The 26,279-nt window shown below is 67.0% G+C and carries 25 protein-coding genes and 1 pseudogene; 17 read left to right on the forward strand and 9 right to left on the reverse strand.

Going from position 1 to position 26,279, the window contains the following annotated elements:
* Positions 1 to 84: 84 nt before the first annotated feature.
* From eat to QQ25_RS08285, 4 genes are read left to right on the forward strand one after another with little or no spacing between them, the layout of a single operon-like run.
* The gene (gene eat, locus QQ25_RS08270; protein WP_039317066.1) at positions 85 to 1,497 is read left to right on the forward strand and encodes an ethanolamine permease; all 1,413 of its coding nucleotides are present in this window, start codon (positions 85 to 87) and stop codon (positions 1,495 to 1,497) included.
* A complete protein-coding gene (locus tag QQ25_RS08275; RefSeq protein ID WP_039317068.1) occupies positions 1,494 to 2,909 on the forward strand; it encodes an ethanolamine ammonia-lyase subunit EutB in 1,416 nt (471 codons plus the stop codon). The genes eat and QQ25_RS08275 overlap by 4 nt, the downstream gene beginning before the upstream one ends.
* The gene (gene eutC, locus QQ25_RS08280; RefSeq protein ID WP_039317069.1) at positions 2,906 to 3,679 is read left to right on the forward strand and encodes an ethanolamine ammonia-lyase subunit EutC; all 774 of its coding nucleotides are present in this window, start codon (positions 2,906 to 2,908) and stop codon (positions 3,677 to 3,679) included. The genes QQ25_RS08275 and eutC overlap by 4 nt, the downstream gene beginning before the upstream one ends.
* 21 nt (positions 3,680 to 3,700) lie before the next feature.
* Complete coding sequence (locus QQ25_RS08285; protein ID WP_039378186.1) at positions 3,701 to 4,984, forward strand: HAD family hydrolase; 1,284 nt, start codon at positions 3,701 to 3,703, stop codon at positions 4,982 to 4,984.
* 61 nt (positions 4,985 to 5,045) lie between these two features.
* Here QQ25_RS08285 and QQ25_RS08290 read toward each other — a convergent pair whose 3' ends face one another.
* A complete protein-coding gene (locus QQ25_RS08290; RefSeq protein WP_039378187.1) occupies positions 5,046 to 5,894 on the reverse strand; it encodes a type IV toxin-antitoxin system AbiEi family antitoxin in 849 nt (282 codons plus the stop codon).
* Between the two features lie 278 nt (positions 5,895 to 6,172).
* Between QQ25_RS08290 and rplM the strand changes: the two genes are divergently transcribed.
* The 7 genes and pseudogenes from rplM to QQ25_RS08325 form a co-directional block, all read left to right on the forward strand.
* On the forward strand, positions 6,173 to 6,616 hold the full coding sequence (gene rplM, locus QQ25_RS08295; RefSeq protein WP_029106976.1) for a 50S ribosomal protein L13: 444 nt from the start codon (positions 6,173 to 6,175) through the stop codon (positions 6,614 to 6,616).
* Positions 6,617 to 6,624: 8 nt separating this feature from the next.
* Positions 6,625 to 7,101, forward strand: coding sequence for a 30S ribosomal protein S9 (gene rpsI, locus QQ25_RS08300; RefSeq protein WP_407661794.1), 477 nt, complete (start codon positions 6,625 to 6,627; stop codon positions 7,099 to 7,101).
* 290 nt (positions 7,102 to 7,391) lie between these two features.
* The gene (locus tag QQ25_RS08305; protein WP_064876072.1) at positions 7,392 to 7,820 is read left to right on the forward strand and encodes a hypothetical protein; all 429 of its coding nucleotides are present in this window, start codon (positions 7,392 to 7,394) and stop codon (positions 7,818 to 7,820) included.
* A gap of 153 nt (positions 7,821 to 7,973) precedes the next feature.
* Positions 7,974 to 9,314 carry a phosphoglucosamine mutase gene (gene glmM / locus QQ25_RS08310; RefSeq protein ID WP_039378189.1) on the forward strand — a complete coding sequence of 447 codons (1,341 nt, stop codon included), beginning with the start codon at positions 7,974 to 7,976 and terminating at the stop codon, positions 9,312 to 9,314.
* Positions 9,315 to 9,351: 37 nt separating this feature from the next.
* Positions 9,352 to 9,648, forward strand: coding sequence for a type VII secretion target (locus QQ25_RS08315; RefSeq protein WP_039378190.1), 297 nt, complete (start codon positions 9,352 to 9,354; stop codon positions 9,646 to 9,648).
* A 3-nt stretch (positions 9,649 to 9,651) separates the two neighbouring features.
* Positions 9,652 to 11,157, forward strand: coding sequence for a hypothetical protein (locus QQ25_RS30955; protein WP_039378191.1), 1,506 nt, complete (start codon positions 9,652 to 9,654; stop codon positions 11,155 to 11,157).
* Positions 11,158 to 11,238: 81 nt separating this feature from the next.
* Positions 11,239 to 11,763 (forward strand): annotated as a pseudogene (locus tag QQ25_RS08325) (3-ketosteroid-9-alpha-hydroxylase); the annotation flags it as partial.
* Between the two features lie 11 nt (positions 11,764 to 11,774).
* On the opposite strand, the gene pdxR reads toward QQ25_RS08325, so the two are convergent.
* The gene (pdxR, locus tag QQ25_RS08330) at positions 11,775 to 13,196 is read right to left on the reverse strand and encodes a MocR-like pyridoxine biosynthesis transcription factor PdxR (RefSeq protein ID WP_039378192.1); all 1,422 of its coding nucleotides are present in this window, start codon (positions 13,194 to 13,196) and stop codon (positions 11,775 to 11,777) included.
* A gap of 29 nt (positions 13,197 to 13,225) precedes the next feature.
* Between pdxR and QQ25_RS08335 the strand changes: the two genes are divergently transcribed.
* The gene (locus tag QQ25_RS08335; protein ID WP_052235708.1) at positions 13,226 to 13,651 is read left to right on the forward strand and encodes a hypothetical protein; all 426 of its coding nucleotides are present in this window, start codon (positions 13,226 to 13,228) and stop codon (positions 13,649 to 13,651) included.
* Positions 13,652 to 13,723: 72 nt separating this feature from the next.
* Complete coding sequence (locus QQ25_RS08340) at positions 13,724 to 14,380, forward strand: TetR/AcrR family transcriptional regulator (protein ID WP_039378194.1); 657 nt, start codon at positions 13,724 to 13,726, stop codon at positions 14,378 to 14,380.
* Between the two features lie 32 nt (positions 14,381 to 14,412).
* Here the strand turns inward: QQ25_RS08340 and QQ25_RS08345 are convergent, their stop codons facing one another.
* From QQ25_RS08345 to QQ25_RS08355, 3 genes are read right to left on the reverse strand one after another with little or no spacing between them, the layout of a single operon-like run.
* The gene (locus QQ25_RS08345) at positions 14,413 to 15,453 is read right to left on the reverse strand and encodes an LLM class F420-dependent oxidoreductase (RefSeq protein ID WP_039317082.1); all 1,041 of its coding nucleotides are present in this window, start codon (positions 15,451 to 15,453) and stop codon (positions 14,413 to 14,415) included.
* A gap of 57 nt (positions 15,454 to 15,510) precedes the next feature.
* On the reverse strand, positions 15,511 to 16,122 hold the full coding sequence (locus tag QQ25_RS08350; RefSeq protein ID WP_234711875.1) for a hypothetical protein: 612 nt from the start codon (positions 16,120 to 16,122) through the stop codon (positions 15,511 to 15,513).
* On the reverse strand, positions 16,122 to 17,003 hold the full coding sequence (locus tag QQ25_RS08355; protein WP_039378196.1) for a LysR family transcriptional regulator: 882 nt from the start codon (positions 17,001 to 17,003) through the stop codon (positions 16,122 to 16,124). The genes QQ25_RS08350 and QQ25_RS08355 overlap by 1 nt, the downstream gene beginning before the upstream one ends.
* Positions 17,004 to 17,074: 71 nt before the next feature.
* On the opposite strand from QQ25_RS08355, the gene QQ25_RS08360 reads away from it, so the two are divergent.
* Positions 17,075 to 17,791, forward strand: coding sequence for an SDR family oxidoreductase (locus QQ25_RS08360; protein ID WP_039378197.1), 717 nt, complete (start codon positions 17,075 to 17,077; stop codon positions 17,789 to 17,791).
* A gap of 22 nt (positions 17,792 to 17,813) precedes the next feature.
* Here the strand turns inward: QQ25_RS08360 and QQ25_RS08365 are convergent, their stop codons facing one another.
* Positions 17,814 to 18,665, reverse strand: a complete 852-nt coding sequence (locus tag QQ25_RS08365) for a dienelactone hydrolase family protein (RefSeq protein WP_039378200.1) — start codon at positions 18,663 to 18,665, stop codon at positions 17,814 to 17,816.
* Between the two features lie 91 nt (positions 18,666 to 18,756).
* On the opposite strand from QQ25_RS08365, the gene glmS reads away from it, so the two are divergent.
* Both glmS and QQ25_RS08375 read left to right on the forward strand, forming a co-directional pair.
* Positions 18,757 to 20,634 carry a glutamine--fructose-6-phosphate transaminase (isomerizing) gene (glmS, locus tag QQ25_RS08370; RefSeq protein WP_039317087.1) on the forward strand — a complete coding sequence of 626 codons (1,878 nt, stop codon included), beginning with the start codon at positions 18,757 to 18,759 and terminating at the stop codon, positions 20,632 to 20,634.
* A 26-nt stretch (positions 20,635 to 20,660) separates the two neighbouring features.
* Positions 20,661 to 21,581 (forward strand): alpha/beta fold hydrolase, encoded by a 921-nt coding sequence (locus QQ25_RS08375; RefSeq protein ID WP_039378202.1) that lies wholly within the window; start codon positions 20,661 to 20,663, stop codon positions 21,579 to 21,581.
* 12 nt (positions 21,582 to 21,593) lie between these two features.
* Here QQ25_RS08375 and QQ25_RS08380 read toward each other — a convergent pair whose 3' ends face one another.
* Positions 21,594 to 22,352: a DeoR/GlpR family DNA-binding transcription regulator gene (locus QQ25_RS08380; protein WP_039378204.1), complete on the reverse strand. Its 759-nt coding sequence runs from the start codon at positions 22,350 to 22,352 to the stop codon at positions 21,594 to 21,596.
* 36 nt (positions 22,353 to 22,388) lie between these two features.
* Positions 22,389 to 24,371, reverse strand: a complete 1,983-nt coding sequence (locus QQ25_RS08385; RefSeq protein ID WP_039378633.1) for a PTS mannitol transporter subunit IICBA — start codon at positions 24,369 to 24,371, stop codon at positions 22,389 to 22,391.
* 195 nt (positions 24,372 to 24,566) lie between these two features.
* On the opposite strand from QQ25_RS08385, the gene QQ25_RS08390 reads away from it, so the two are divergent.
* Positions 24,567 to 25,646, forward strand: a complete 1,080-nt coding sequence (locus QQ25_RS08390; RefSeq protein ID WP_039378205.1) for a zinc-dependent dehydrogenase — start codon at positions 24,567 to 24,569, stop codon at positions 25,644 to 25,646.
* A 2-nt stretch (positions 25,647 to 25,648) separates the two neighbouring features.
* On the opposite strand, the gene QQ25_RS08395 is transcribed toward QQ25_RS08390, so the two are convergent.
* The gene (locus QQ25_RS08395) at positions 25,649 to 26,272 is read right to left on the reverse strand and encodes an MSMEG_1061 family FMN-dependent PPOX-type flavoprotein (RefSeq protein WP_234711876.1); all 624 of its coding nucleotides are present in this window, start codon (positions 26,270 to 26,272) and stop codon (positions 25,649 to 25,651) included.
* Positions 26,273 to 26,279 lie beyond the last annotated feature (7 nt).

Raw genomic sequence — 26,279 nt, forward strand, 5'->3', positions numbered from 1 at the left:
TAGCCACCGCATGTCGGGTCAACCCGTGGCCGGCCAGATGTGCCACTGCCGAATGTAAATGCATTGCCGATAAAGGAGTTTGACATGGCGGGTGTGGAAGAGCACCTGGAGAGCGCTGACTATCTGCAGAAGCGTCAGCTCAAATCCGGAAGTGCCGGGTGGTTACTCCTGGCCGGTTTGGGTGTCAGCTATGTGGTGTCCGGCGACTACTCCGGGTGGAATTTCGGCCTGGCCCAAGGTGGCTTCGGCGGCCTGGCGATCGCGGCGGTGATCATCGCCGGCATGTACCTGGCCCTGGTGCTGGGCATGGCCGAGCTGTCCTCGGCGCTGCCGGCGGCCGGTGGCGGGTATACCTTCGCCCGCCGCGCGCTCGGCCCGTGGGGTGGGTTCGCCACCGGCACAGCGATTCTCATCGAATACTCGATCGCTCCCGCGGCCATCGCCACATTCATCGGGGCCTACGTGGAATCGCTGGGATTGTTCGGGATCACCAACGGCTGGTGGGTCTATCTCGCCGCCTATGCACTGTTCATCGGCATCCACCTGTCCGGCGTCGGTGAGGCGCTCAAGGTCATGTTCGTGATCACCGCCATCGCACTGCTGGGCCTGCTGGTGTTCGCGATCGCCGCCGTCGGGCATTTCGACCTGTCCAACCTGACCAACATCGCGGTCGACGGAGGCGCGGCCGGTGCGTCGGCTCTGCTGCCGCACGGCTACCTGGGGATCTGGGCCGCGATCCCGTTCGCCATCTGGTTCTTCCTCGCGATCGAGGGCGTGCCGTTGGCCGCTGAGGAAACCGCCAACCCGGAACGCAACGTCCCCCGCGGCATCATCGCCGGGATGGGCGTCCTGCTGGTCACCTGCGCGACCGTTCTGATCCTGACCACCGGCGCCGGGGGCGCCGAGGAGATGTCGGCGTCGGGTAATCCGCTGGTCGAGGCGCTCGGGCAGGGCACCGCGGCCAAGCTGGTCAACTACATCGGGCTGGCCGGCCTGATCGCGAGCTTCTTCTCGATCATCTACGCGTACTCGCGCCAATTGTTCGCCCTGTCGAGGGCCGGATATCTGCCCAAGGCACTGTCGGTGACCAACGCCCGCAAGGCGCCGACGCTGGCGCTGATCATCCCCGGCATCATCGGCTTCCTGCTGTCGCTCACCGGCAAGGGCGATCTGCTCTTGAACATGGCGGTCTTCGGTGCCGCGGTGAGCTACGTGCTGATGATGACGAGCCACATCGTGCTGCGCATCCGCGAGCCCGAGATGCCGCGGCCGTACCGGACCCCTGGAGGCGCGATCACCACCGGAATCGCGCTCGTGATAGCGGTTTTCGCGGTCATCGCGACCTTCCTGGTCAACCCCGTGGCCGCCGGTCTGTGTCTGGCTGTGTTCGCCGTGTTCATGCTCTACTTCGCGGTCTACAGCCGTCACCGTCTGGTCGCCAACTCGCCCGATGAAGAGTTCGCGGTGCTCGCGGCAGCGGAGGATGCCCTGAAATGAAGTACCACCAGCAGGTTTCGGGGGTGACCTACAGCTTCGACGGTCTGGTCGAGGTGATGGCCAAGGCCACCCCGCTGCGCTCCGGCGATCAACTCGCCGGCTGCGCGGCCGAGCACGATGGTGAACGCGCCGCGGCCGCCTGGGTGCTCGCGGACCTGCCGTTGGACACCTTCCTCAACGAGGAACTGGTGCCCTACGACACCGACGAGGTCACCCGGCTGATCATGGACAGCCATGACCGCCAAGCCTTTTCGGAGATCTCGCACTTGACCGTCGGCGGGCTGCGGGACTGGCTGATGGACACCGCGGCCCATGACCACAGTGCTGAGCGGCTGGCCGCCGTCGCCCCGGGGCTGACCCCGGAAATGGTTGCGGCGGTCAGCAAGATCATGCGCAACCAAGATCTGATCGCGGTGTCGGCGGCCGCCGAGGTGACCGCGGCGTTCCGAACCACCGTGGGCGCCCGCGGCACCTTGGCCACCCGGCTGCAGCCCAACCACCCGACCGACGATCCGCGAGGCATCGCCGCGGCGGTGCTCGACGGGCTGCTGCTGGGCTGCGGTGACGCGGTGATCGGGATCAATCCGGCCACCGATTCGCCGCAGGCCACCGCGGACCTGCTCTATCTGCTCGATTCGATCCGCACGCGCTACGACATCCCCGCCCAGTCCTGCGTGTTGTCCCACGTCACCACCACGATCGGGCTGGTGGAGGCCGGGGCGCCGGTGGACCTGATGTTCCAGTCCGTGGCGGGCACCGAGGGCGCCAACTCCGCGTTCGGGGTGAACCTGCAATTGCTGCGGGAGGGCAACGAGGCGGCGCGCAGCCTGGGCCGCGGCACCGTCGGCAACAACGTCATGTACCTGGAGACCGGGCAGGGCTCGGTGCTCAGTTCCGGCACGCACCTGGGTGTCGGCGGCAAACCCGTGGATCAGCAGACCCTGGAGACCAGGGCCTACGCGGTGGCCCGCGATCTTGAGCCCCTGCTGGTCAACACCGTCGTCGGGTTCATCGGGCCCGAGTACCTCTACGACGGCAAGCAGATCATCCGGGCCGGTCTCGAAGATCACTTCTGCGGCAAGTTGCTCGGTCTGCCGATGGGCGTCGATGTCTGCTACACCAATCACGCCGAGGCCGACCAGAACGACATGGACACTTTGCTGACGTTGTTGGCCGCGGCGGGAGTGGCATTCGTCATCACCGTGCCGGGCGCCGACGACGTGATGCTCGGCTACCAGAGCCTGTCGTTCCACGACGTGCTGACCACGCGGCGCACGCTGGGCCTGCGGCCCGCCGCCGAGTTCGAGGTGTGGCTGCGCAGCGTCGGCATGGTGGACGACTCGGGCAAGCTGACCCCGTTCGACCTCGAGCGTTCGGTGCTGCGGTCGCTGACTTCCGCGGAGCCGTCATGAGCCCCAATGAGGTTGCAGTTCAAGAGTTCTGGGACGAGTTGCGCAAGACGACCCAGGCCAGGATCGGGCTGGGCCGGGCCGGCAACGCGCTGCCGACCCGCCGGGTGCTCGAGCTGGCGGCGGCGCATGCCGCAGCCCGCGATGCCGTGCACGTGCCGTTGGACACCGATCAACTGGTGACGGCTGTCCGCAACGTGGGTATCGGTGAACCGACCGTGGTGACCAGCCGGGCTACCTCACGCGACGAGTATCTGCGCCGGCCCGATCTGGGCCGCGAGCCCGCCGAGGACATGGCCGTGCCCGACACCCCGGCCGACATCGGTTTCGTACTCGCCGACGGGTTGTCGCCGACCGCACTGGACCGTCACGGCGCGACCCTGCTCGCGGCGTTGGTGGAACAACTGAAGGACCGCTACACCTTGGCCCCGCCGGTGATCGCGACGCAGGCCCGCGTCGCGCTCGGTGATCACATAGGAGCACGGGCGCACATGCGGACGGTGCTCGTCGTGATCGGGGAGCGGCCCGGCCTGAGCGTCGCGGACAGCCTCGGCATCTACCTCACCCACCTGCCGATGCCCGGGCGCACCGACGCCGACCGCAACTGCATCTCCAACATCCACCCGCCCGACGGCCTCGGCTATGCCGAAGCCGCCCGGGTGGCGGCCGGACTGGTCGACGGTGCGCTGGCGCTGGGCCGCTCCGGCGTCGACCTGAAGGACACGTCACGGACCTCGGCGCTCGGCACCCCGGGCCTCGCCGAACTGACCTGAACCCACCAGACAGGAACCTTGATGACCTCACGTGCACCGTTGTCCCTACTCGTCGCCGCGGTGACCGCGGTGCTGACCATCGCCGGGTGCGGCTCGAGCGCCGAGTCGACGCAGTCGTCGGGCAGCTCCGAGAAGCCCGCCGCCGACTGTCGCACGCTGGCGGAGAACCCCGGTTGGTACGGCGACAACCGGGACCGGATCGACGCGATGCTCGCCGAGCTGGGAACCTGCGGGGCCAACGGATCGGTGGGCGACGGCGCACCGCTGGCGCTGTTCGACTGGGACAACACCGTGGTCAAGAACGACATCGGTGATGCGACGTTCTTCTGGATGGTGCGCAACGGCAAGCTGCGGGCGCCCGCAGGCGGTGACTGGTCGTCCACGAGCCCGTACCTCACCCCGCAGGCCGCGGCGGCACTGTCCAAGGCGTGCGCCGCTGCCACTCCCGGCCAGCCGATGCCGACCAACACCGACCTCGGCTGCGCCGACGAACTGCTGTCGGTCTACACCGACGGGGAGACGCGCGCGGATGAGCCGGCATTCGCCGGGTTCAACGCCCGCCGGTTCGAGCCGTCGTACGCCTGGGCCGCACAGATGCTGGCCGGCTGGCACGAATCCGAGCTGACCGGTTTTGCCGAGGCCGCCCGCAAGGAGAACCTCGACGCACCCGAGGGCACCGAGCAGAAGGTCGGCAGCGGTGAGGAGACCGGCTGGGTGCGCTACTACCCGCAGATGCGGGATCTGGTGGAAACCTTGCGCGCCAACGGTTTCGACGTTCGTGTCATCTCCGCTTCGGCGGAGCCGGTGGTTCGGGTGTGGGCGGCCGACCTCGGATTCACCCCCGACAAGGTGATGGGCGTGCGGACCGAACGTGACGGTGACGTGCTCACCTCCAAACTGGTGCCGTGCGGGGGCGAGACGGCCATTCCATACATCGAGGGCAAGCGGTGCCGGGTGAACGACGAAGTCTTCGGCGTCAAGGGGCCCGCCGCGTTCGAGCAGCAGGCGGAGCCCAAACGCGCGGCCTTCGGCGCCGGGGACTCCGACACCGACGTCACGTTCCTCACCGATGCCACCGCTCTGCGCCTGGTGCTCAACCGCAACAAGACCGAGTTGATGTGCTCGGCCTACGACAACTCGGACGGGCGCTGGCTGGTGAATCCGATGTTCATCGAGCCGAAGAAGAAGCAGGGCGAGCCCTACGAATGCACGACCGAGGGCTACATCGAGCCGAGCGGCAAGGAAGCGCCGCTGCACCGGGCCGACGGCAGCGTCGTGCCCGATCAGGAGGACCGGGTTTCCTAGTGGTCGAGCGTTGGCTTGTGTGCGATATTTCTCGAAGAACTCGCACACAAGCCCACGCTCGTCAGAAGGGACCGCCCGCGGATCGCAAGGCCGCGCGAGTGCGGCCGATGATCGTGCCCTGGCGATACCTGAGCAGGTCGGCGCCCACGCGGACGATGCGCCAGCCGAGGTCCTCGTATTCGACGGTCTGGTCGATATCCCGCGTACGTTGCCTCGGATCGGTCCAGTGCTGAATGCCGTCATATTGGACGCCCACCTTCCACTCGGGCCATCCCATATCGATCCGACCCACCTGCCGGCCATGGTCGAACACCTCGATCTGGGTGTGCGACGGACGCATGCCCGCGTCGGTGAACAGCAGTCGCAGGCGCGTCTCCTGCGGTGACTCGGCGCCGTCGTCGGCGAGATCGAGTACCTGTCGAAGTTGCACGAGCCCCCGAACACCGCGGTGGCGATCGACGAGTGCCGTCACATCGGGGATCTTGAGGCGAGTTGCCTGGATGAGTGCATCGACACGGATGACGGCCCTAGTGAGTCCGCGTCGGCGGCCCAGATCGAACGCGGTTCGCGCGGGCGTGGTCGTGCGGATGCCCCGAACCAGGCAGGTCTCGTCACCGGCAAGCCTGTCGCTGTGGATGAGAATGCCGGTCGGCTGAGAGCGGCTCGGCTGGTTGATCTCGGCCGGGTGCTTGGCGTCGATCCACAACGTGCCGTACAGAGCTGCTGCGGACAGCCCCACCACCGTGGCTTGCCGTCCTGACCACAGCCACGCCGCGACGGCTTTGTCCACGGGCGTCAGCTCGGCGCCCCTCGGTACGTAGACATTGCGGAACACCGCCTCATAGCGTGTGCTCAGTTGGTAGCGGTTGAGCCTGCCGGTAGTCAGCGCCTCAGTGCCCAGGAATGGCATGCGAATAGGACGTCAACGGATGGGTTAGCGGTTCCCATTACGCCGAGTGTTGGCTTGTGTGCGAGATTTCTCGAAGAACTCGTACACAAGCCAACGCTCGGCCCAGAAGTCGCGTTTTGACCTGCATGGACGCCCACAGGTAAGCTGCCCCGTTGGTGTGTGCTGCCCTTTTGGGCATGCGGTTCCGGGTCAACGTCGGTCGCCGGGACGTCGTAGCGCTCACCAGACCGGCACCCGGGTCATCCTGGGACCAAACCCGAGAAGAAGAGGTAAGCGCTGTGCCTACGTACACGCCGAAGGCGGGTGACACCACACACCAGTGGTACGTCATCGACGCCCAGGACGTGGTGCTCGGCCGGCTCGCCGTCGAAGCAGCCAAGTTGCTCCGCGGCAAGCACAAGCCGACATTCACGCCGAATGTCGATGGTGGCGATTTCGTCATCGTCATCAACGCCGAGAAGATCGCCGTCAGCGGCGACAAGCTCACCAAGAAGTTCGCTTACAGCCACTCGGGTTACCCGGGCGGTCTGCGCAAGCGCACCATCGGTCAGCTGCTGGAGAAGCACCCGACCCGCGTCGTCGAGAACGCGATCCTCGGCATGCTGCCCCACACCAAGCTTGGTCGGCAGATCCAGAAGAAGCTCAAGGTCTACGCCGGCCCGGATCATCCGCATGCCGCGCAGCAGCCGATTCCGTACGAGATCAAGCAGGTGGCCCAGTGACCGAAACGATTGAGAACGGCAGTGAGAACACCGACGTCGTCGAAACCGTGACCGAGAGCGTCGAGGTGGAGCAGGAGCACCGCGAGCCGGTCATCATCGACCGCCCGATCCAGACCGTCGGCCGCCGCAAGGAGGCCGTGGTGCGGGTGCGCCTGGTTCCCGGCACCGGCAAGTTCGATCTGGACGGCCGCAGCCTGGAGAACTACTTCCCCAACAAGGTGCACCAGCAGCTGATCAAGGCCCCGCTGGTGACTGTCGACCGCCTCGAGCACTTCGACATCTACGCCCACCTCGATGGTGGCGGCCCCTCGGGTCAGGCCGGCGCGCTGCGCCTGGCGATCGCCCGTGCGCTGATTCTGGTGCAGCCGGAGGACCGGCCCGCACTGAAGAAGGCCGGGTTCCTGACGCGTGACCCGCGTGCCATCGAGCGCAAGAAGTACGGCCTCAAGAAGGCCCGCAAGGCGCCTCAGTACAGCAAGCGCTGATCTGTCGCCTTACGGCCGAACGAACCCGCCGGGTGTGTCACGTACACGCCCGGCGGGTTTGTTTTTGTCGGCCGACGAATTTCGGGGCGTTGACCTCGGCAGATGAGGCGCCGTCAAATTTTCTCGCGGATTGTGGTTTGAGGTCGTTCATCGAGTGGAAGCCCACGGGGTGGAGAGCTGGGGGTCGCTTTGTGTCAGCAGGGCCAGGCCCGCAGGAAGTTCCTGCCACCGGTAGACGTCGTGTCGACGTCGGGGGACCGGGTGCCGCTTTCCCATCGGAAGGAGTAATTGTGGGGAACCTCGTGAAGACCGCGACCGCGGGCGCGATGCTCGGTGGGTCGCTGCTGTTTACCGTCGGCTTGGGCATTGCCCAGGCGGCACCGGACACCGCCGGTGACGGCAAGGTGAATCTCACCCTCGGCAACGTCTCGGTTCTGCAGAATGTGGACGACGCCGCTGCCGCCCAGATCGCCGCAGGCGTGTGCGAGAACACCGACACCGCCTCACTGACCACCGCCGTCCAGGGCGTTGACGCGAACGGCACCGACCATGTCGTCTGCACCAACAACCTCGGGACCATCTCGTTCAGCCAGAACGGCACCGCCGAGCGGCCTGGTAACGCGCCTCAGGGGGCCGGCCCGCAGAGCCTGGCGCCGACGACGGCACCCACGACGGTGCCGGGAGGAACCCACTCGTCGCCTGACACCGACGGTAGCTAGGGATTGATCGCCGATCCCCGCCCGCGAATCGGCCCGCGGGCGGGGCGGTGATCACCAGCCCGAGTATCACGATGACGCATCAATTCAGCCCCGGGATGGTTGTTGACCTCGTCGGTTGTGTTTCGGGCAGCCAATTATGAGAAGTTTGACGGCATGGGTCGACTGTTCGGCACCGATGGGGTGCGCGGAGTCGCCAATCGCGATCTGACCGCTGAACTGGCGGTTGCACTCGGTTCGGCGGCGGCACGGCGTCTCGGCAACTCTGCGGGACGTGGCCGTCGGGTCGCCGTGGTGGGTCGTGATCCGCGGGCGAGCGGCGAAATGCTGGAAGCCGCCGTGATCGCCGGTATCACCAGCGAGGGTGTCGACGCCCTGCGGGTCGGCGTGTTGCCGACACCTGCGGTGGCCTATCTGACCAGTGCGTATGACGCCGATTTCGGGGTGATGATCTCCGCGTCGCACAATCCGATGCCCGACAACGGCATCAAGATCTTCGGCCCGGGCGGGCACAAGCTCGACGACGCCGCCGAGGACCGCATCGAGGATTTGGTCAGCTCCGGCCCGGGTCTGCGTCCGACGGGAGCAGGTATCGGTCGGGTGCTCGACGCAGAGGATGCCCTGGACCGCTACCTGCGCCACGCCTCCAAGGCCGTCACCACCCGGCTGGAAGGCCTCACCGTGGTTGTCGACTGCGCGCACGGTGCGGCGTCGTCGGCCGCCCCGCGCGCTTACCGGGCCGCCGGCGCCAACGTGATCGCGATCAACGCCGAGCCCAATGGCCTCAACATCAACGACGGCTGTGGATCCACCCATATGGATGTGCTGCAGGCCGCCGTCGTCGAGCACGGCGCCGATCTGGGGCTGGCCCACGACGGCGATGCCGACCGGTGCCTGGCGGTGGACGCAGCGGGACGGGTCGTCGACGGCGACGCCATCATGGTCGTGCTGGCGCTGGCCATGCAGCAGGCCGGGGAGTTGGCCTCCGACACGCTGGTGGCCACGGTGATGAGCAACCTTGGCCTGCACCTGGCCATGCGGGCGGCCGGTATCGAGGTCCGCACCACCGGTGTCGGGGATCGCTACGTGCTGGAGGAGCTGCGGGCCGGCGAGTTCTCGCTCGGTGGTGAGCAGTCCGGCCACATCGTGTTGCCGGGCCTGGGTACTACCGGCGACGGCATCGTCACCGGCCTGCGGCTGATGTCGCGGATGGCCCAGACCCGCGCCACCTTGGCTGACCTTGCCGAGCCGATGCGCACCCTGCCGCAGGTTCTGATCAACGTTCGGGTCGACGACAAGGCCGCGGTGGCCAAGGCGCCGTCCGTGCAGTCCGCGGTGGCCCAAGCCGAGGCCGAGCTCGGCGACACCGGCCGAATCCTGTTGCGGCCCTCGGGTACCGAGCAGGTGGTCCGGGTGATGGTCGAGGCCGCCGACGAGAACACGGCCCGACTGGTCGCGGTACGGGTGGCCGAGTCGGTCAGCGGCCAGTCGGCCTGACGGAACCGAGCGGTGCCCGGCTGCGTCTAAACCGGGCATGGGAGATGTAACTGCCGCCCGTGTCGACGCCGAGGCTCTGCTGCAGGTGGCACGACAGTACGGCGCCGCCGCCGGCATCATCGAGTCCGGTGCCCAGGTGCGGTTGCGGTTTGACGGCGCGACGGCCGGCCGGGCGCACACGGCGTGTGGCGACTCGCTGCGGACCGCGCTCGACGAGATCATCATGCCCCTACGCCAATGGGCCCGGGCCGCCGGCGAAGTGGCCGCGGTCCTGACGAGCACCACCGACCGGTACCTGGTCGCCGATGCCGGCGCGGCAGCTCGGGTGGGCTGAGGCATGGACCAAACCGGTGATGTAGCAAGACGTTTGGATCAGGGCCAGCCTGCGGTCGAGACTTTCGCCGAGTTCGTGTGGGCGTGCGCCCAACTGGGCTACCAGCATCCGGACCTCACTGCGCACATCGGTCAGGTGCAGGACTGGTACGCCGCGGAGGACGGCCTTGATCTGCGGGCGCTGGACGCCGACTGTGCGGCGCTGGCAGCGACGGCGGACTCGGCCGAGCAGGCGCTACGGCTGCAGAACGATCAGCTGAGCGCACTCGAGCAGGCGTGGCACGGGCACGGCGCACAGGCCGCAGGCGAACTTCTGGACCGCCACGGTGGCGCGGCCCGGCAGGCGGTCGCGGCCGTGCGCCGGGCGGCCGACACGCTGGCGCCGCTGCGTGACCAACTGTGGCGGGCCATCGACAGCAAGGTGGCCGCCACTGAGCGGATCGAGGCGCGGTGTGCAACGCAGCGCCCGGACTGGCTGGCGGCGGCCCGTACCGTGCGGACGGGGCTCGGAGATCGCGCCGCAGCCAGTGAACTGATCGACGCGCAGGTGAAACCGTTCGTCGACAACGACATCGGCGCCGACTGGGTACCGGCGATGCGCGCGGCGAGCGCCGCGGTGGCCGATGCGTACGCCGCGGCGCTGGCCGCCCTCGCCGACGGCCCGGCTCCGGTGTTCGAGATCCCTGGCGACCTGGGGCCGACGTGGATTCCGCGCATCGGCGCGGCGGTTCGCACGGACCCGCCGACGAGCAGCGCCGCGACGGTTCCCGCCGGATTCACACCGTCGGTCGGCGCAGGCCCAGCGCCGGGCGTTTCCGGCCCGGCACCAGCGGGCTCGTCCCTCATGTCGCCTATACCTCAGATAGCTTCTGCTGCACCAACTCTCGCGTCACCGGTCGATCCGGCCGGCCCGGCTGTGCCCTCTGTGCCGGCGGCCACCAATCCCGTCGCAGCGGATCCGGCGGCCGGATTTGGTTCACCGCTGAGCGGTGGATTGCCCGGGGCCGGGTTGTCGGGGATGGGGTCGGGGGTGTCTGGCCTCGGTCAGCAGCTTGCGGATCTTTTCGGCGGGTTGATCGGATCAGCTGGTGACGGCTCTGCGGGAACGAGGGCCGACACGGCGCTGCCAGGGCAACTCGACCCACCGGACGCCTCCGATGCGTTCGATGAGCTGGAGGACCCGGACGAACCGGAGGACTCCGACCCCGAGGACCCGGACGACCCTGACGACGATGCGGACGACCCGGACGACCCTGACGACGATGCGGCGGCCGAGGATGGTGAGGTGACCGACGCGGCCGTCGATGACCCGACGGCTGACGAGGATTCGGTCGACGCACCGTTGCTCGCAGAGGCTGCCGCCGACGACACCGCTGACACCGCCGTCGAACCGGAGCCCGCCGCCGCGCCGGCCGCCGCCCCCGTTCTGCCGGCCGATCCAGTGGAGGCACCGGGCGGCGGGACACCGTGTGAGATCGCCGCCGACGAGCTGCCGCAGGTGGGCGGGTAATCAGCGACGCAGTCACGTGGTAGGGATCGATCCCTGCCAGTGGGATTCCTCGCGTGAGTGAGCCATCTCGGTGTTAGACCGACCCAGTACATGAACTCCGACACCCGTGCCGACCGCCAAGATGTCGGCGGACCGACGATGCTCGGCACCACATCGGTGGCGTCGTACTACGGACCGGCGTTCATGATCGATGATCTGACGTACCACTACACAGAGGCCGATCATCACAGCGTGCTGATCAACTGTCACTATCCGATCGACGCGAATTCGTTTGTCCTGCAATACGGCGTCATCGTCAAGAAACCCGAAGGGGTGTCCGACGAGCTGGCCTTGCAGAGCGCCATGGCGCTGGGCGACTGGGTCAAGATCGGCTTCGAACAAGATGTGGCGATCTGGAAGACCAAGGCGCGCATCGACAACCCGCTGCTGTGCGAGGAAGACGGACCGGTGTACCAGCTGAGCCGGTGGTACGAGCAGTTCTACGTCGATGCCGCCAATGTGGCCGCCGACATGGTCGACCGGTTCGAGTACGAGGTCGACACCACGGGCGCGCAGCAGGCGTGGAATCAGGAGATCGAGGACAACATCGCAGCCCGCAGGGTGTGACGCCCAGTCGATCAGGCGAGGATCGAGGCGAGCCGAGAGATGCTGTCGCGGATCGCCGTTTCGCCGAGCGCGCCGTAACCGATGACCAGGGCAGGTGGCGCGGAATCCGGGTCGGCCCAGTTCCAGCGGGAGCCATCCAGGTGCAGTCCCTGCTCTCGGGCGGTCGCGACGACGGTGTCCTCGTGTGAGTTGCGCGGCAGCCGAAGGCAGACGTGCAGGCCGGCGTCGATACCGGTCGGCTGCGCGTGAGGCAGCGACGTGCTGATCGCCGCGAGCATCGCGTCGCGCCGCCTGCGGTACACCGGGCGCACCTGCCGCAGGTGGCGGGTAAGCGCGCCGGTAGCGATGAAGCGGGCCAGGGCGAGTTGCTCGAGTGCCGAGTTGCCCATGTCGTCGTACAGTTTTTCGGCGGCGACGGACTCGACCAGCCAGGAGGGCAGCGCGATCCACCCGAGTCGCAGGGCGGGAGTCAGCGTCTTGCTCACGCAGCCTGCGTAGGCCACGTGATCCGGGGCGAGTCCCTGCAGGGCACCGACGGGGCTTCTGTCGTAACGGAATTCGGCGTCGTAGTCATCTTCGATGATGAGTGTGTTGCGGTCGTGGGCCCAGTTGACGAGCGCTGTCCGTCGGTCCGCGGCGAGGACGACCCCGGTCGGATAGGCGTGGGCGGGGGTCACCAACACAGCGCCGACGTCGAGTTCGGCCAGTCTGGCGACGTCGACCCCGTTGTCGTCGACCGGCACCGGCACCACGCGGAGCCCAGCGCGTGCGATGGCGTCGCGATGAAATCCGAAACAGGGGTCCTCGACCGCGAGAGCGGGGCATCCGCGCGCCCGCAGCGCCCGGGCCAGCAGCACGATGCCCTGGGTGAGGCCCGACGTGACGATCATGCGATCGGGTGTGGTTGCGACACCGCGCACCCGGGCCAGGTAATCGGCGAGGGCCTCGCGCAGGGGGCGAGTTCCGAGCGGGCCGGGGTAGCCGAGATTGGAGTTGGGCACCTCGGTGAGAGCGTTGCGGTAGTGGCGCAGCCACTCCGTGCGCGGAAACAGTGCGGCGTCCGGCAGGCCGCCGCCCAGCGGAACGGATGGATTGTGAAGCCGACGTATAGGCGGAGATGCTTGTGGAACAACCGGTTTGACCCTGGTGCCGGAACCCTGGCGTCCGGTCAGGTAGCCGTCAGCCACCAGATGTTCGTAGGCGGTGACGACAACGCTGCGGGCCACGCCGAGCTGTGTCGCCAGCACCCGGGACGGCGGCAGAAGTGAGCCTGCTGCGAGCCGGCCCTGCTGTATCTCCACGCGAAGTTGTTGTTGCAACTGCATCGCGAGCCCGTCGCGGGATGTCCGGTCCAGGTCCAGCAGGAGGTCCGGGGGAAAGCCGGGATCGACAGAATTGGTCTGCGTAGTATCTACAGAATTGGACCCTGACATATACCAATACTAGGGGCGATCGTGATGGTATGTCTTCGATCAACAACCTCTCCTCAGCCCGCGTCCGACCGTTGGTCACCTCGTGGATGTCTGGGCCCGCCTCCGCCGGCGACGGGCCGGTCGTCGTCAGCGTGACCGAATATGCCGCGCATTCGCTCCGGCATCTGCCGGGCGTCGCCTACAGCGGGATGCGGATGCGGGAAGGCTGGTACGCCATGCCGGGCGCGGTCGGGCTGTGGCTTTGGAGCCTGCCCGCTTCGGGCCTCAGTGGGTCGATTTCGGTGTGGACGAGTCAAGAAGCGTTGCAGCAGTTCATCATTCTTCCGCATCACGTCGACATCATGCGACGCTACCGAGACCGAGGCGACGTGCGGTCGACCACGTGGGAGGACGACACGTTCGATCGGGTGGGCACCATCGCGCGTGCCCGGGAGTGGATCGAGCGGGAGTCGTAGGGGTTCGCCGGGTGCGCCGTTGACAACTGACGTGGTCACCCGGATCTCTCAACGCTGCGTAAAGATGGTCCGATGAGCGCGACCAAGACCGTCAAAACCGGGCCGGGACGGCCCCCGGGCATCGACAGCGGCGATACCCGTCAACGGGTCATTGATGCGGCCTGTCGATGCTTTGCCCAATTCGGCTACGGGCCCGCGACCAACAGCCTGATCGCCGAGATGGCCGGCGTGACCGCGGGCTCGGTCTACTACCACTTCGGCACGAAAAACAGGTTGTTCGAAGCCGTTTGCGACGATGTCTACGGCAAGATCCTGGCCAGTGCCGCACCGGCCATGGCAGGCCCGCACTCGATGCACGAACTGCTGCGTGCGGCCCTGTCCGAATCGATCCGGATCAACCGCGAGTATCCCGAGCTGGCCGGTTTCGTTGCAACCGCGCCGATCGACGCCCGCCGGCACCAAGAGTTGAGCGCGGGTTACGCGCGGCAGGGTGCGCGGATGACGGATGCTCTCGCCCGTTCGGTCACAGCGGGCCAGCAGGGTGGGCTCATTGCCGCGGAATACGACCCGGTACAGGTGGCGCGGGTGATCGGAGCTATTGTCGACGGTTTCGCGCATGCCGCGGCTGTCACCGAACCAGCCGAGATGGACGGCGTGAACCGGTTGTTCGAATCGCTGCTGCTGAACGCCGCACTCGGCAAGCGTCCAGTTGCTACGACTCCAGCCTGACAGACCCAAAACTACTGGCCCGGCGAGACGATCTATCGGGTGAGCGACACCAGTTCTTCGCAGAACTTCACTGTCTCCGCGGTGTCCGTGGCCATCGGGTGCACCAGCATCGTGGTCACCCCAGCCTCGGCGTACGCGGCGAGCCGCTCCTTGACGAATCCCTTCGGCCCGATCAGCGATATGTTGCGGACCAGGTCATCGGGCACGGCCGCGATGGCCTCGGCCTTCTTGCCTGCCAGGAAGAGGTCCTGGATGTGGTCGGCGACGTCGCCGTAGCCGTAGCGGGTGGCCAGGCTGTGGTAGAAGTTCTTGCCGCGTGCGCCCATGCCGCCGATGTACAGCGCCAGTTGGGGTTTCGCCCAGGCAAGCCGCTCCTCGACGTCATCGCCGATGGCCAGGCTGGCACTGACCATGACGTCCAGCGGTCCGAGCGCGGGATCACGCTTGGCCGCCCCGGCCCGCAGCGCATCGCCCCACACGTCGTCGGCCTTCTCCGGGAGGTAGAACACCGGTTGCCAGCCCTCGGCGATCTCGGCGGTCAGCTCGACGTTCTTGGGGCCGAGCGCCGCGATGGTGATCGGAATGCGCTCGCGGACAGGATGATTGATCAGGTGCAGCGATTTGCCGAGGCCCGTGCCGCGGTCGGCCGGCAGCGGCAGCTGGTAGTACTTGCCGTCGTAATCGAGGTTCTCGCGCCGCCACACCTTGCGGCAGATCTCGACCACCTCGCGAGTGCGGCCGAGCGGCGCGTCGAACGGCACGCCGTGGAAGCCCTCCATCACCTGCGGGCCGGAAGTGCCGATACCGAGGCGGAAGCGGCCGTCGGACACGTAGTCGACGCCGGCGGCGCTCATGGCCATCAGGGCCGGTGTCCGGGTGTAGATCGGGACCACTCCGGTGCCGAGTTCCATCGTCGAGGTCTTGGCGGCCAAATAGCCGAGCTGGCTGATCGCGTCGTAGGAGTACGCCTCTGCGACCAGGGCGATGTCGACGCCCACCTTCTCCAGTTCGACGACTTGGTCGGCGGCTTCTTTGAAGCCGCCGGCATAACTGAGGAAGATGCCTGTCCGCATGCAGGAGTTATATCACGATCAACTGGTTGGTTGGGTACGCGGGCGGGCGGTAGGCGGTCATTCCCAGTACTGGCCCGCGAGCAGGAACAGGCCCCAGCTGAAGCCGGCTCCGTACCGCCTGCCGTTCCACTCGAAGTCGTACACCTCGTGCGCGGGGAGGACGTCGTCGGTGCAGGAGTAGCTCTGGGTCAAGGTGGCAGGTCCGAAATGTTCGACGAACTCGCTGGTGTCCATGCTCCACGGGGGCTGTTCGCCGGGCGAATCGGCGGGCCGCACATGCCCCCCGGCGCGGCGGTACCGCGCCGACTCCAGCGTTCCGTCGGTTCCGCGGCGCGCGGTGAACTCGAACCCCGGCCACAACACACTGCTGAAAATCAATGACGTCGAATCGTTCTTCGCAACGCCGACAACCTGTTTCAGGTTCTCGAAGCGAGAGGATTCATCCTCAAGCAGCCCGGCGACCTGCTGATGGATCCGTTCCGCGTCGTCGAGCGAGACCCCGTATTCCCGCAGCGTCCATTCGATCATCACCCGCTTCGGGATCATTCCCCACTTCATCGTCATCAATTGGTGGACTTCGAAATCCGGGACACCGGAGGTCTTCTGGATCAATAGGGTCGGGGGCGCGATGGGCTCCGCGGGCGGCACCCACCTGATTTCATCGGTCATCAGATCGTCTGGTCCCGGCACGCCAGCGCCGCCGCCACGAACTCGTCCCGTACCGGGTTGTCCGTGGCCGCGTTCCAGATCAACGTGACCCTGGCGGGCCCCAGATCTTCGATCGGCACCGCCCGTACGTCCGGTCGGCGGTAGTACGCAGTCGTGGATCGCGGCAGAATGACGAAACCCTCACGCGCGGCGACATGTTCGAGTTTGTCCTCGACGGAACGGAACGCCTCGCGCGGCGGTGCCCAACGCTGACCGGCCACAGCCGCGGCCTGCCAACCCGGGACCATCGCCGGGTCCGGCAGCAACAACACCAGGGTCGCGAGGTCGGCCAGACGCAACGATGCACGCGTTGCCAGTGGATCGTCGGCAGGCAGGACCGCATCCATGGGCTCTTCCAGGAGTGGGACGCTGCCCAACCCGCGGTGGTCGACGGGTTCACGCGCGTAGACCACGTCCACTTCGCCCGTCCGGACCAACTCGGCCTGCTGGGGCCACGGGATTTGGCGTATCACCGCGCGGCGGCGCGGGTCGCCTGCCTCGAACGCCGCGGCCGCTGCCGTGGCACGCAATCCGGCCATCACCCCGACCGTCACGGTCACTGTGCGCCCGGCGGCCTGGGCCAATCGCTGCCGCAGAGCCTGCGCGTCGTCGAGCAGGACTTTCGCGTCCTGCAGCAGCTGGGAACCCGCGGTGGTCAACTGAGTCCCGCTGCTGCCGCGGATGAACAACTGCGCGCCGAGCTCGTCTTCGAACGCCCGGATCTGCCGCGACAGCACGGGCTGTGCGATGTGCAGGCGCTGCGCGGCACGCCCGAAATTGAGCTCCTCGGCGACTGCGACGAAGTACCGCAGCTTGCGCAGATCGAGGTCCGGCGTGCTCATGCCCTGAGGGTATCGCCGGACGACGAAAAGAGTCTTGGACGACGAAGCCGACGCGAATTCACAGTGGACTCATGAACCTCAAGAACGCGCGCGTACTGATCATCGGCGGCACCTCCGGCATCGGTCTGGGGGTGGCGCAAGCAGTCGCCGACCGAGGCGGCGTACCAATCGTGGTGTCGCGCAACCAGGCCAACGTCGATCGGGCCCTGACCGGACTCGGCGAGCACGCCCGCGGGCTGACCGTCGATCTCGGTGATCCCGCGTCGCTGGCTCGGCTCGTCGATGAGGTGGGGGAGATCGAGCACCTCGTGTTCAGCGCAGGCGAGCCACTCACGATGCTCGGCCTGGCTGATCTGACTGCCGAGGCGATCACAGAGTTCCTCGGCACCCGCTTCATCGGCCAATTGCAGGCGGTGCGGGAGTTCGCTCCTCGCATCACGCCGGGCGGGTCGATCACGCTCACCAGCGGTACGGCCGCCGAGAAGCCCGGCCTCGGTGTGCTGCCCACCGCCGTCAGCGGTGCGATCAACGCCATGACCCGGGCATTGGCCATCGAACTCGCACCGTTGCGCGTCAACACCGTCTCCCCGGGGCCCATCGAGACGCCCCTGTGGTCAGCGCTCGGGGCAGCGGATCGCGACGCCGTGTACGAGCAGTTCGCGAGCAACGTCCCCGCGGGGCGCATCGGCGTGCCGGCCGACACCGCACTGGCGTACGCCTATCTGATGGAACAGGAGTTCGGTACCGGGGTGGTGCTGACCGTCGACGGCGGCACGACGCTGGTCTGATCGGGCTTGGTGTGACGCGCGGTCACGGCTTGAGCAGCGCGACGACCTTGTCCTCCAGCGCCACCGGGTCGGCGTTCGGATCGGCCGCTTCGGTGTGCGGCAGGTCGACGTCGGGATCGGCGAAATCGCGGTAGGTCTTGTCCCCGGCCAGCGTGGCCAGCAGGTACCCGCTGAGCAGGGCTCGCACCATCTTCTGCGTCTCGCGGTCGGCACCGGGAAGTCCGATGAAGCGAGCCAGCCGACGGCCTTCGACCAGGCCACCGGCCTTGGCCTTGCTGACCGTCCGCAACGTGGCGCCCTTCCACGCCCGGGTCAACTCCACGGCGTTGGAGCGCAGTGTCATCGGGTCGCCGGGGTCGGTGAGGATCAGGCCGGGCACCTGCAACGCCGACGCGGGTTCCTCGGCCCGAGGCTTGGTCACTGTCGGGAACAGCGAGACCACTGCCTTCGGACGGTGCGGGTCACCGGCCATCCCGGCGGCGGCGAAGACCGCGGCCGATCCGCCGAAGCCGTGCCCCACCACGCCCCGCTTGCCCGGATGCACGCTGATCTTGCCCGGCCCCAGCCGCACCCCGGTGATGATCTCCAGCGCCGCACCCAGGTCGAAGGCCAAATTGAGCACCGACGGCGCCAGCCCTTTCTCGGTGTCGGGGGCCGCGGCCACGATTCCCCACGAGGCGAGATGCTCGAGCGTGCCCGTGTAGTTGGCGGCCTGGGCCATCCAGTCATGGCCGAAGACCACACCGGGCAGGTTCATGCCGGACTCCGGGGTGTACACCACGCCCGGCATGCCGGCGAAAGCCAGGTCGCCGCGCAGAACGCGATGCGGCCCCCGGCGGGACAACCCTGCGAAGAGCTTCTTTGTGCTGGCCACGCGTTGACGGTAGCGCGAACGACGGTGATTTGCGTCAACCGCCGTCGCGCAGAATCGGGTCAGCGGCCCGACTGCACTACCCTGGGACCCTATGTGTGGAATCGTCGGCTACGTCGGGGCGCGCCCGGCCCGCGGCATCGTCGTCGACGCGCTGCGCCGGATGGAATACCGAGGTTACGACTCTTCGGGTATCGCCCTGCTCGACGGCAACGGCGGGTTGACGGTGCGTCGCCGCGCCGGTCGGCTGGCCAACCTCGAGACCACTCTGGCCGAGACCGACGATGGCGTGCTGATCGGTAGCACCGGCCTGGGCCACACCCGCTGGGCCACCCATGGCCGACCCACCGACCGCAACGCGCACCCGCACCGCGACGCGGCGGGCAAGATCGCCGTCGTCCACAACGGCATCATCGAGAACTTCGCCGTCCTGCGCGCCGAGTTGGAAGCCGACGGGGTGGAGTTCGCCAGCGACACCGACTCCGAGGTGGCCGTGCACCTGGTGGCCCGGCAGTACCGCGACGGCGCGACCGCCGGTGATTTCCCGGCGTCGGTGCTCGCCGTGCTGCAGCGCCTCGAAGGCCACTTCACCCTGGTGTTCGCCAACGCCGACGATCCGGGCACCATCGTGGCCGCTCGCCGGTCCACCCCGCTGGTGGTCGGGATCGGCGACGGCGAGATGTTCGTCGGCTCGGACGTGGCGGCATTCATCGAGCACACCCGCAACGCCGTGGAACTCGGCCAGGACCAAGCTGTGGTGCTGACCGCCGACGGTTACCGGATCACCGACTTCTTCGGCAGGGACGATCTGCAGGCCGGCCGCGACTTCCGCGAATTCCACATCGACTGGGATCTCGATGCCGCCGAAAAGGGTGGCTACGACTACTTCATGCTCAAGGAGATCGCCGAGCAGCCCGCCGCGGTCGCCGACACACTGCTGGGGCATTTCGTCGACGGCCGGATCGTGCTCGACGAGCAACGCCTCTCCGACCAGGAACTGCGCGAGATCGACAAGGTCTTCATCGTCGCCTGCGGTACCGCGTACCACTCCGGGCTGCTGGCCAAGTACGCCATCGAGCACTGGACCCGGCTGCCGGTCGAGGTCGAGCTGGCGAGCGAGTTCCGGTACCGCGACCCGGTGCTGGACCGCAGCACGCTGGTGATCGCGATTTCGCAGTCCGGCGAGACCGCCGACACTCTGGAAGCGGTACGGCACGCCAAGACGCAGAAGGCCAAAGTGTTGGCGATCTGCAACACCAACGGCAGCCAGATTCCCCGCGAGGCCGACGCGGTGCTCTACACCCGGGCCGGGCCGGAGATCGGCGTGGCCGCCACCAAGACGTTCCTGGCTCAGATCGCCGCCAACTACCTGGTGGGGCTGGCCCTGGCGCAGGCCCGCGGCACCAAATATCCCGACGAGGTGGAGCGCGAGTACCACGAGCTGGAAGCCATGCCGGATCAGGTCAGCCGGGTGCTGGCCGGCATCGAACCGGTGTTCCACTTGGCCCAGCGGTTCGCGAAGTCGCCCACGATCCTGTTCCTCGGGCGACACGTCGGCTATCCGGTGGCGCTGGAGGGCGCGCTCAAGCTCAAGGAGCTGGCGTACATGCACGCCGAGGGCTTCGCGGCCGGCGAACTCAAGCACGGTCCGATCGCGCTGATCGACGAGGACCTGCCGGTCATCGTGGTGATGCCGTCGCCCAAGAACGCGCAGATGTTGCATGCCAAGCTGCTCTCGAACATCCGTGAGATCCAGGCGCGTGGTGCGGTCACCATCGTCATCGCCGAGGAAGGCGACGACACGGTGCAGCCCTACGCCGATCACCTGATCGAGATCCCGGCGGTGTCAACACTTTTCCAGCCGCTGCTGTCGACCATTCCACTACAGGTGTTCGCGGCCGGGGTGGCCCGCGCTCGGGGTTACGACGTCGACAAGCCGCGCAACCTGGCCAAGTCGGTCACCGTCGAGTAGTCCTGGCCCTCGGTGGGGTTGAACTGATGGATCTGCGGGTTCCCACGGTCAACATCGCCGGGCGGTGGGCCCGTGACGGGCTCGGCGCGTTCATCTCCGAGGCGGCGTTCGCCCATTTTCTGGGCACCTACGAGGCCGGAATGGCGACGCTGCCGCCCTGCGAGTTGTTCGACGTGCCAACAACATTCGGGACAGTGCGGGCCTACCGCTTCACCGGGCCGGACACCGGCGCACCGGCGATCCTGTTGCCCGGCCGCAACGCGTCGACGCCGATGTACCGAACAAATCTCGAACCCCTGCTGAAGCACCGCACGGTCTATGGCATCGACCTGCTCGGCGAGGCGGGCCTTTCGGTGCAGCACAAGGCTGTTCGCGATGCCCCCGATCAGGCGCAGTGGCTCGACGAGACGTTGGCCGGCCTCGGGTTGGAGAAGGCGCACCTACTCGGCGTGTCGATGGGCGGCTGGACCGCCGCCAACGCTGCGGTGCACCGCCCGGGACGGATTGCGTCGCTCACCTTGTTGGATCCGGTGTTCACCTTCACCGGTGTTCCGGTCAAGGCGATATTGGCCTCGGTGGCACTGTTCGCTCCGGGCGTGCCGGAGAGGTGGCGCCGGAGGGTACAGAGCTGGATAGCCGGGGGAGCAGATATCGATGCCGCCGAGACCGAAGCCGCGCTGATCTCCGCGGGTTCAACGGATTTCACGCTGCATACCCCGATGCCGAAACTGTTCACCGACGAGCAGCTGCGGAGCATCGACGTACCGGTGCTGGCATTGATCGCCGGGCGCAGCGTCATGCTCGACCCGCCGCGCGCCGTCGCGCGGGCACGAGAGTTACTGGTAAACGGTCAGATTGAACTCTGGTCCGACGCTTCTCACGCCATCAACGGTGAATACCCGGAAGAAATCGCGCAGCGGGCTGGCCGCTTCTGGGGCGACGTGTAGCCCGATTGATGCTCAGGCGCGGATCACCGATGTCCCGAGTGCTTCGAAACGCTGAGCTTCCTCCACGGGCAACTCGGTGCCGGTGACGATCGACTCGAAATCGGAGACGTCCGCGAACCGGCAGAAGCTTGTCTCGCCGAACTTGGAATGCGCGGCCACCAGTACGCACCGCTGTGCGACCTTCACCGCTGTCTGCTTCACCGCTGCCACGGCGGGATCCGGTGTGGTGAGGCCGTGCTCGGCGGTGATTCCGTTGGTGCCCAGGAAGGCGATATCGATTACCAGGCTGCTCAATCGTTCGACCGCCCAGTGGTCGACGGTAGCCAGGGTGCGCCCTCGCATTCGCCCACCGAGCATCAGGACGGTGACGGTCTCGCTGTGGGCCAGTGCTTCGGCGGCCAGCAGCGACGATGTCACAACGGTCAGTTCCTGATCGGCGAGCTGTTCGGCGATCAGCCGCGGCGTGAAACCCTCGTCGAGGTATACGGTTTCGGCGCCGTGCAGCAGATGCGCCGCCGCGGCCGCGATGCGGTGCTTCTGGGCCAGGTCCACCTGACTGCGGTATTCGACGGTGGATTCGAACGCGGCGGTCTCCAGTGGAATCGCGCCGCCGTGTACACGTTTGAGCAATCGTCTCCCGGCCAGTGCCTTGAGGTCGCGGCGGATGGTCTCGGCAGCGACGTCGAGTTCGTCGGCCAACGTCAGGACATCGACGCGGCCGCGGCTGCGCGCGAACTCGACGATGCGGCTCTGGCGGGTATCTGAATCCACGCTTGCCATTCTGGGGCAGCCCCGGTGCGGTGTCGGTTATTTGCTGTCGGACAGCACCGCGCGCACGTCGTCTGCGCTGGTCGCCGCCCGCAGCCGGGCCACTTCGTCCTTGTCGAGGAAGACGTGGGCGATCTTGGTCAGCAGCGCCATGTGGTCGTTGCCCAGTCCGGCGATGCCGACCACGAACTCGGCAGGTTTGCCGTTCCAGTCGATGGGTTCGGGGTAGCGGACGAACGAGATCCCGGTACGGCGGATCGCGGTCTTGGCCTCGTTGGTGCCGTGCGGGATGGCCAGACCGTTGCCCATGTAGGTCGACACCGACTTCTCGCGCTCGTGCATGGCATCCACGTACGCCGGATCGACGGCGTCCGCTGCGACCAACAGGGCGCCGGCCTCGTCGATGGCCGCGTCTGCTGAGGTGGCGGTGCCGGCCAGCACGATCGAATCGAGCGGCAGCACGTCGGCCCCAGCCTTCGGGTCTTCGCGCAAGCGCTCATCCGCCATGTCATCGGGCTGCTCCTCGGCAACCCCACTGGCGGAGGAGTTCGTGTTCCCCAGCATCTCGACGATCTCGTCATAGCGGGGGCTACTCATGAAGTCCTCCACCGAGACATGAACGGCCGATGCGGTTTTCAGGCGGGCCCGATCGGTGAGGTCGCGGTGGGTTACCACCATGTCGTATGTGTCGGTGAGGTTCGCGATCGATTGGTTGGTGACTGCGATATCACCGAACCCCGCGGAACGGATCTTCTTGCGCAGCACCGAGGCGCCCATCGCCGAGGACCCCATGCCGGCGTCGCAGGCGAAGACGATGCTGGTCACCGGACCCCGTTGCGCACCGACCAGGGCGGACGCAACGCTGGACTTCTTGCCTTTGAGCGCCTCCATCTCCGCGGTGGCTGCGGCCAGATCGGGTTCGTCATCGGCACGGTCGGTCTTGAGCAGCAGTGACGCGACGGCGAACGAGACGGCGGTGGCACCGAGCACCGACAGCGTCACACCGAGAAAGCTGCCGCCGGCGGTCTGCGCGTAGATCGCGATGATCGAACCGGGCGCGGCCGGGGCGCGCAGCCCGGAACCGAACAGCACGTTGATGAAGACGCCCGTCATGCCGCCGAGGATCGTGGCGGCGATCAGCTTCGGCTTCATCAGCACGTACGGGAAATAGATCTCGTGGATACCGCCGAAGAACTGGATGATCGCGGCGCCCGGAGCCGAGGCGCGGGCAACGCCGCGGCCGAACACCATGAACGCCAACAGGACTCCCAGGCCGGGCCCGGGGTTGGTCTCGAGCAGGAACAGAATCGATTTGCCGGTCTCCAGCGCCTGGGTGGTGCCCAGCGGTGTCAGCACCCCGTGGTTGATGGCGTTGTTGAGGAACAGCACCTTCGCTGGTTCGATGAGCAATGAGGTCGCGGGCAGCAGGTCGTTGTTGACCAGGAAGTCCACCGCGTTTCCGGCGGCCCGGGTGAACGATGACACGATCGGTCCGACGCCGAAGAAGCCGAGGATGGCCAGCAGCATGCCCATGATGCCCGCGGAGAAGTTGTCGACCAGCATTTCGAACCCGGGCCGGATCTTGCCTTCCCAGAGCGCGTCGGCCTTCTTCATCGCCCAGCCGCCCAGTGGCCCCATGATCATCGCGCCCATGAACATCGGGACATCGGCGCCGGCCACCACCCCCATGGTCGCGATCGCGCCGACGACGGCGCCGCGGTTGCCGTGGATCATCCGGCCACCGGTGTATCCGATCAGGACGGGGAGCAGGTAGGTGATCATCGGGCCGACGATCCCGGCGCCGTCGTAACTGCCCCAGCCGCCGATCTTGGCCACCCACCCGTCAGGGTCTTTGAGCCCGGAGAAGATGGCCTGTAGCCAACCCTGCTCGATGAAAAGGGCGGTGATCAGGCCCCAGGCGATGAAGGCGCCGATGTTCGGCATCACCATGTTCGACAGCGAAGTGCCCAGCTTCTGCACGTGCACCCGGACCCCGGGGCGTGGCGCTTCGACAGTGGACATCTGACGACCTCCGATCTTGCCGGCCTGCTGGGTGACGCCGGTCACATGCATGCTCAGTAGATCGCATAAGTGGGCATCTGCGCAAGCAATCGGGCGCAAATGGGCGAAGAAAATTGTGGTTTTATGACCGGATCGGCGTTAGGGTGCTCATACCGACCCGGTTAGCGCCGTACCCTGCGAGTCGAGAGGACCGTCATGAAAGCCCTGCGTTACTACGCCCCCGAGGACGTCCGGCTGGAGGATGTACCGGAGCCACAGTGCGGCCCCGGCGAGGTGAAGATCCGGGTCCGCAACTGCTCCACCTGCGGCACCGATGTCAAGATCCTGCACAACGGGCACCAGAACCTGACCCCACCGCGCACCATCGGCCATGAGATCGCCGGTGACATCGTGGAGGTGGGGGCCGACGTGAATTCCACCTACGGCACCGATTGGGCCGAGGGTGACCGGGTTCAGGTGATCGCGGCGGTCCCGTGCGGAGAATGTCACGAGTGCCGCAAGGGCTGGATGGCCGTCTGCCAGAACCAGACGTCGATGGGGTACCAGTACGACGGCGGGTTCGCCGAGTACATGATCGTTCCGCGTCAGGTGCTCAAAGTCGATGGGCTGAACCGGATCCCGGACAACGTCAGCTACGACGAAGCGTCGGCGGCCGAACCGTTCGCGTGCGCGATCAACGCGCAGGACCTGCTCGGCATCGAAGAGGGCGACACCGTCGTGGTGTTCGGCGCCGGACCCATCGGCTGTATGCACATCCGCATCGCGCGCGGGGTACACAATTGCGGCCCGGTCTATCTCGTCGACGTGAACGAAAGCCGGCTCAAGATGTCGGCCGACGCCGTGCATCCCGACGAGGTGATCAACGCGGCGGAGGTCGACGTGGTCGAGAAGGTGATGGAACTGACCGGCGGCCGCGGCGCCGACGTCGTCATCACCGCCACCGCGGCCAACGTCACCCAGGAGCAGGCCATCGCGATGGCCGCCCGAAACGGGCGCATCTCGTTCTTCGGTGGATTGCCCAAGACCAACCCGACCATCACGTGCGATTCGAACATCGTGCACTACCGCCAGTTGCACATCCACGGTGCCAACGGTTCCGCGCCGGAGCACAACAAGCGTGCGCTGCAGTACATCTCGACCGGCCAGGTGCCGGTGAAGGACCTCATCACCCGCCACATCCCGCTCGACGACGTGCTCGACGCGTTCTCGATCGTGCAGAACGGTGAGGCCATCAAGGTGACGGTCGAGCCTGCCGCTGCGACCGCATCGGTCTGAGTTCAGTACAGCTCGTTCTCGTAGTGATCGTCGATCACCGAGTGAAGCGAGCCGGCCAGGTCGCCGAGTTTCTCAGCCATCTTCGCCGCGCTCTCGGTGATCGTGAGGGTGTAGAAGTCCCCGCCCAACGTCACGGCTTCGGCCAGCCCCCGGCTGTCGCCTTCCCAGAGCTTGGCCCGGATCACGGCCTTGCCGCACTGCCCGAACACTTCGCGAATGCGCACGATGGTGGCCAACACCGCGGGTTTGCCGTCGGCGCTGAGCATCTCGAGCAGCTCGGGGTCGTCGGTGACGAACGCGTCCCCGTTCACCCGGATCACCTCGCGGATGCCCGGCACGAAGAAGACCAGCCCCACCGCCGGATGCTTGGTGATGTTCTCGTGAGTATCGGCCAGTTTGTTTCCCGGCCGGTCCGGGATGGCGAGCGTCCACGGGTCGAGGATTCGCACCGAACCCGGCGGATCGCCTCGTGGGCTGGTGTCCAACTGGCCGTCGGCGCCCACCGTGGCCATGCAGTAGAACGGGCTGTGCGCGATGAACCGGGCCGAGAATTCACCGAGTTTCGGCTCCTTCTTCTCCGCGATGAACCGCTCTGGATGCCCGACGATCTCCCTGATGCGCCCCATTGAGATA

The organism is Mycolicibacterium setense (genome assembly GCF_000805385.1).
In the GTDB taxonomy this organism is placed as follows: domain Bacteria; phylum Actinomycetota; class Actinomycetes; order Mycobacteriales; family Mycobacteriaceae; genus Mycobacterium; species Mycobacterium setense.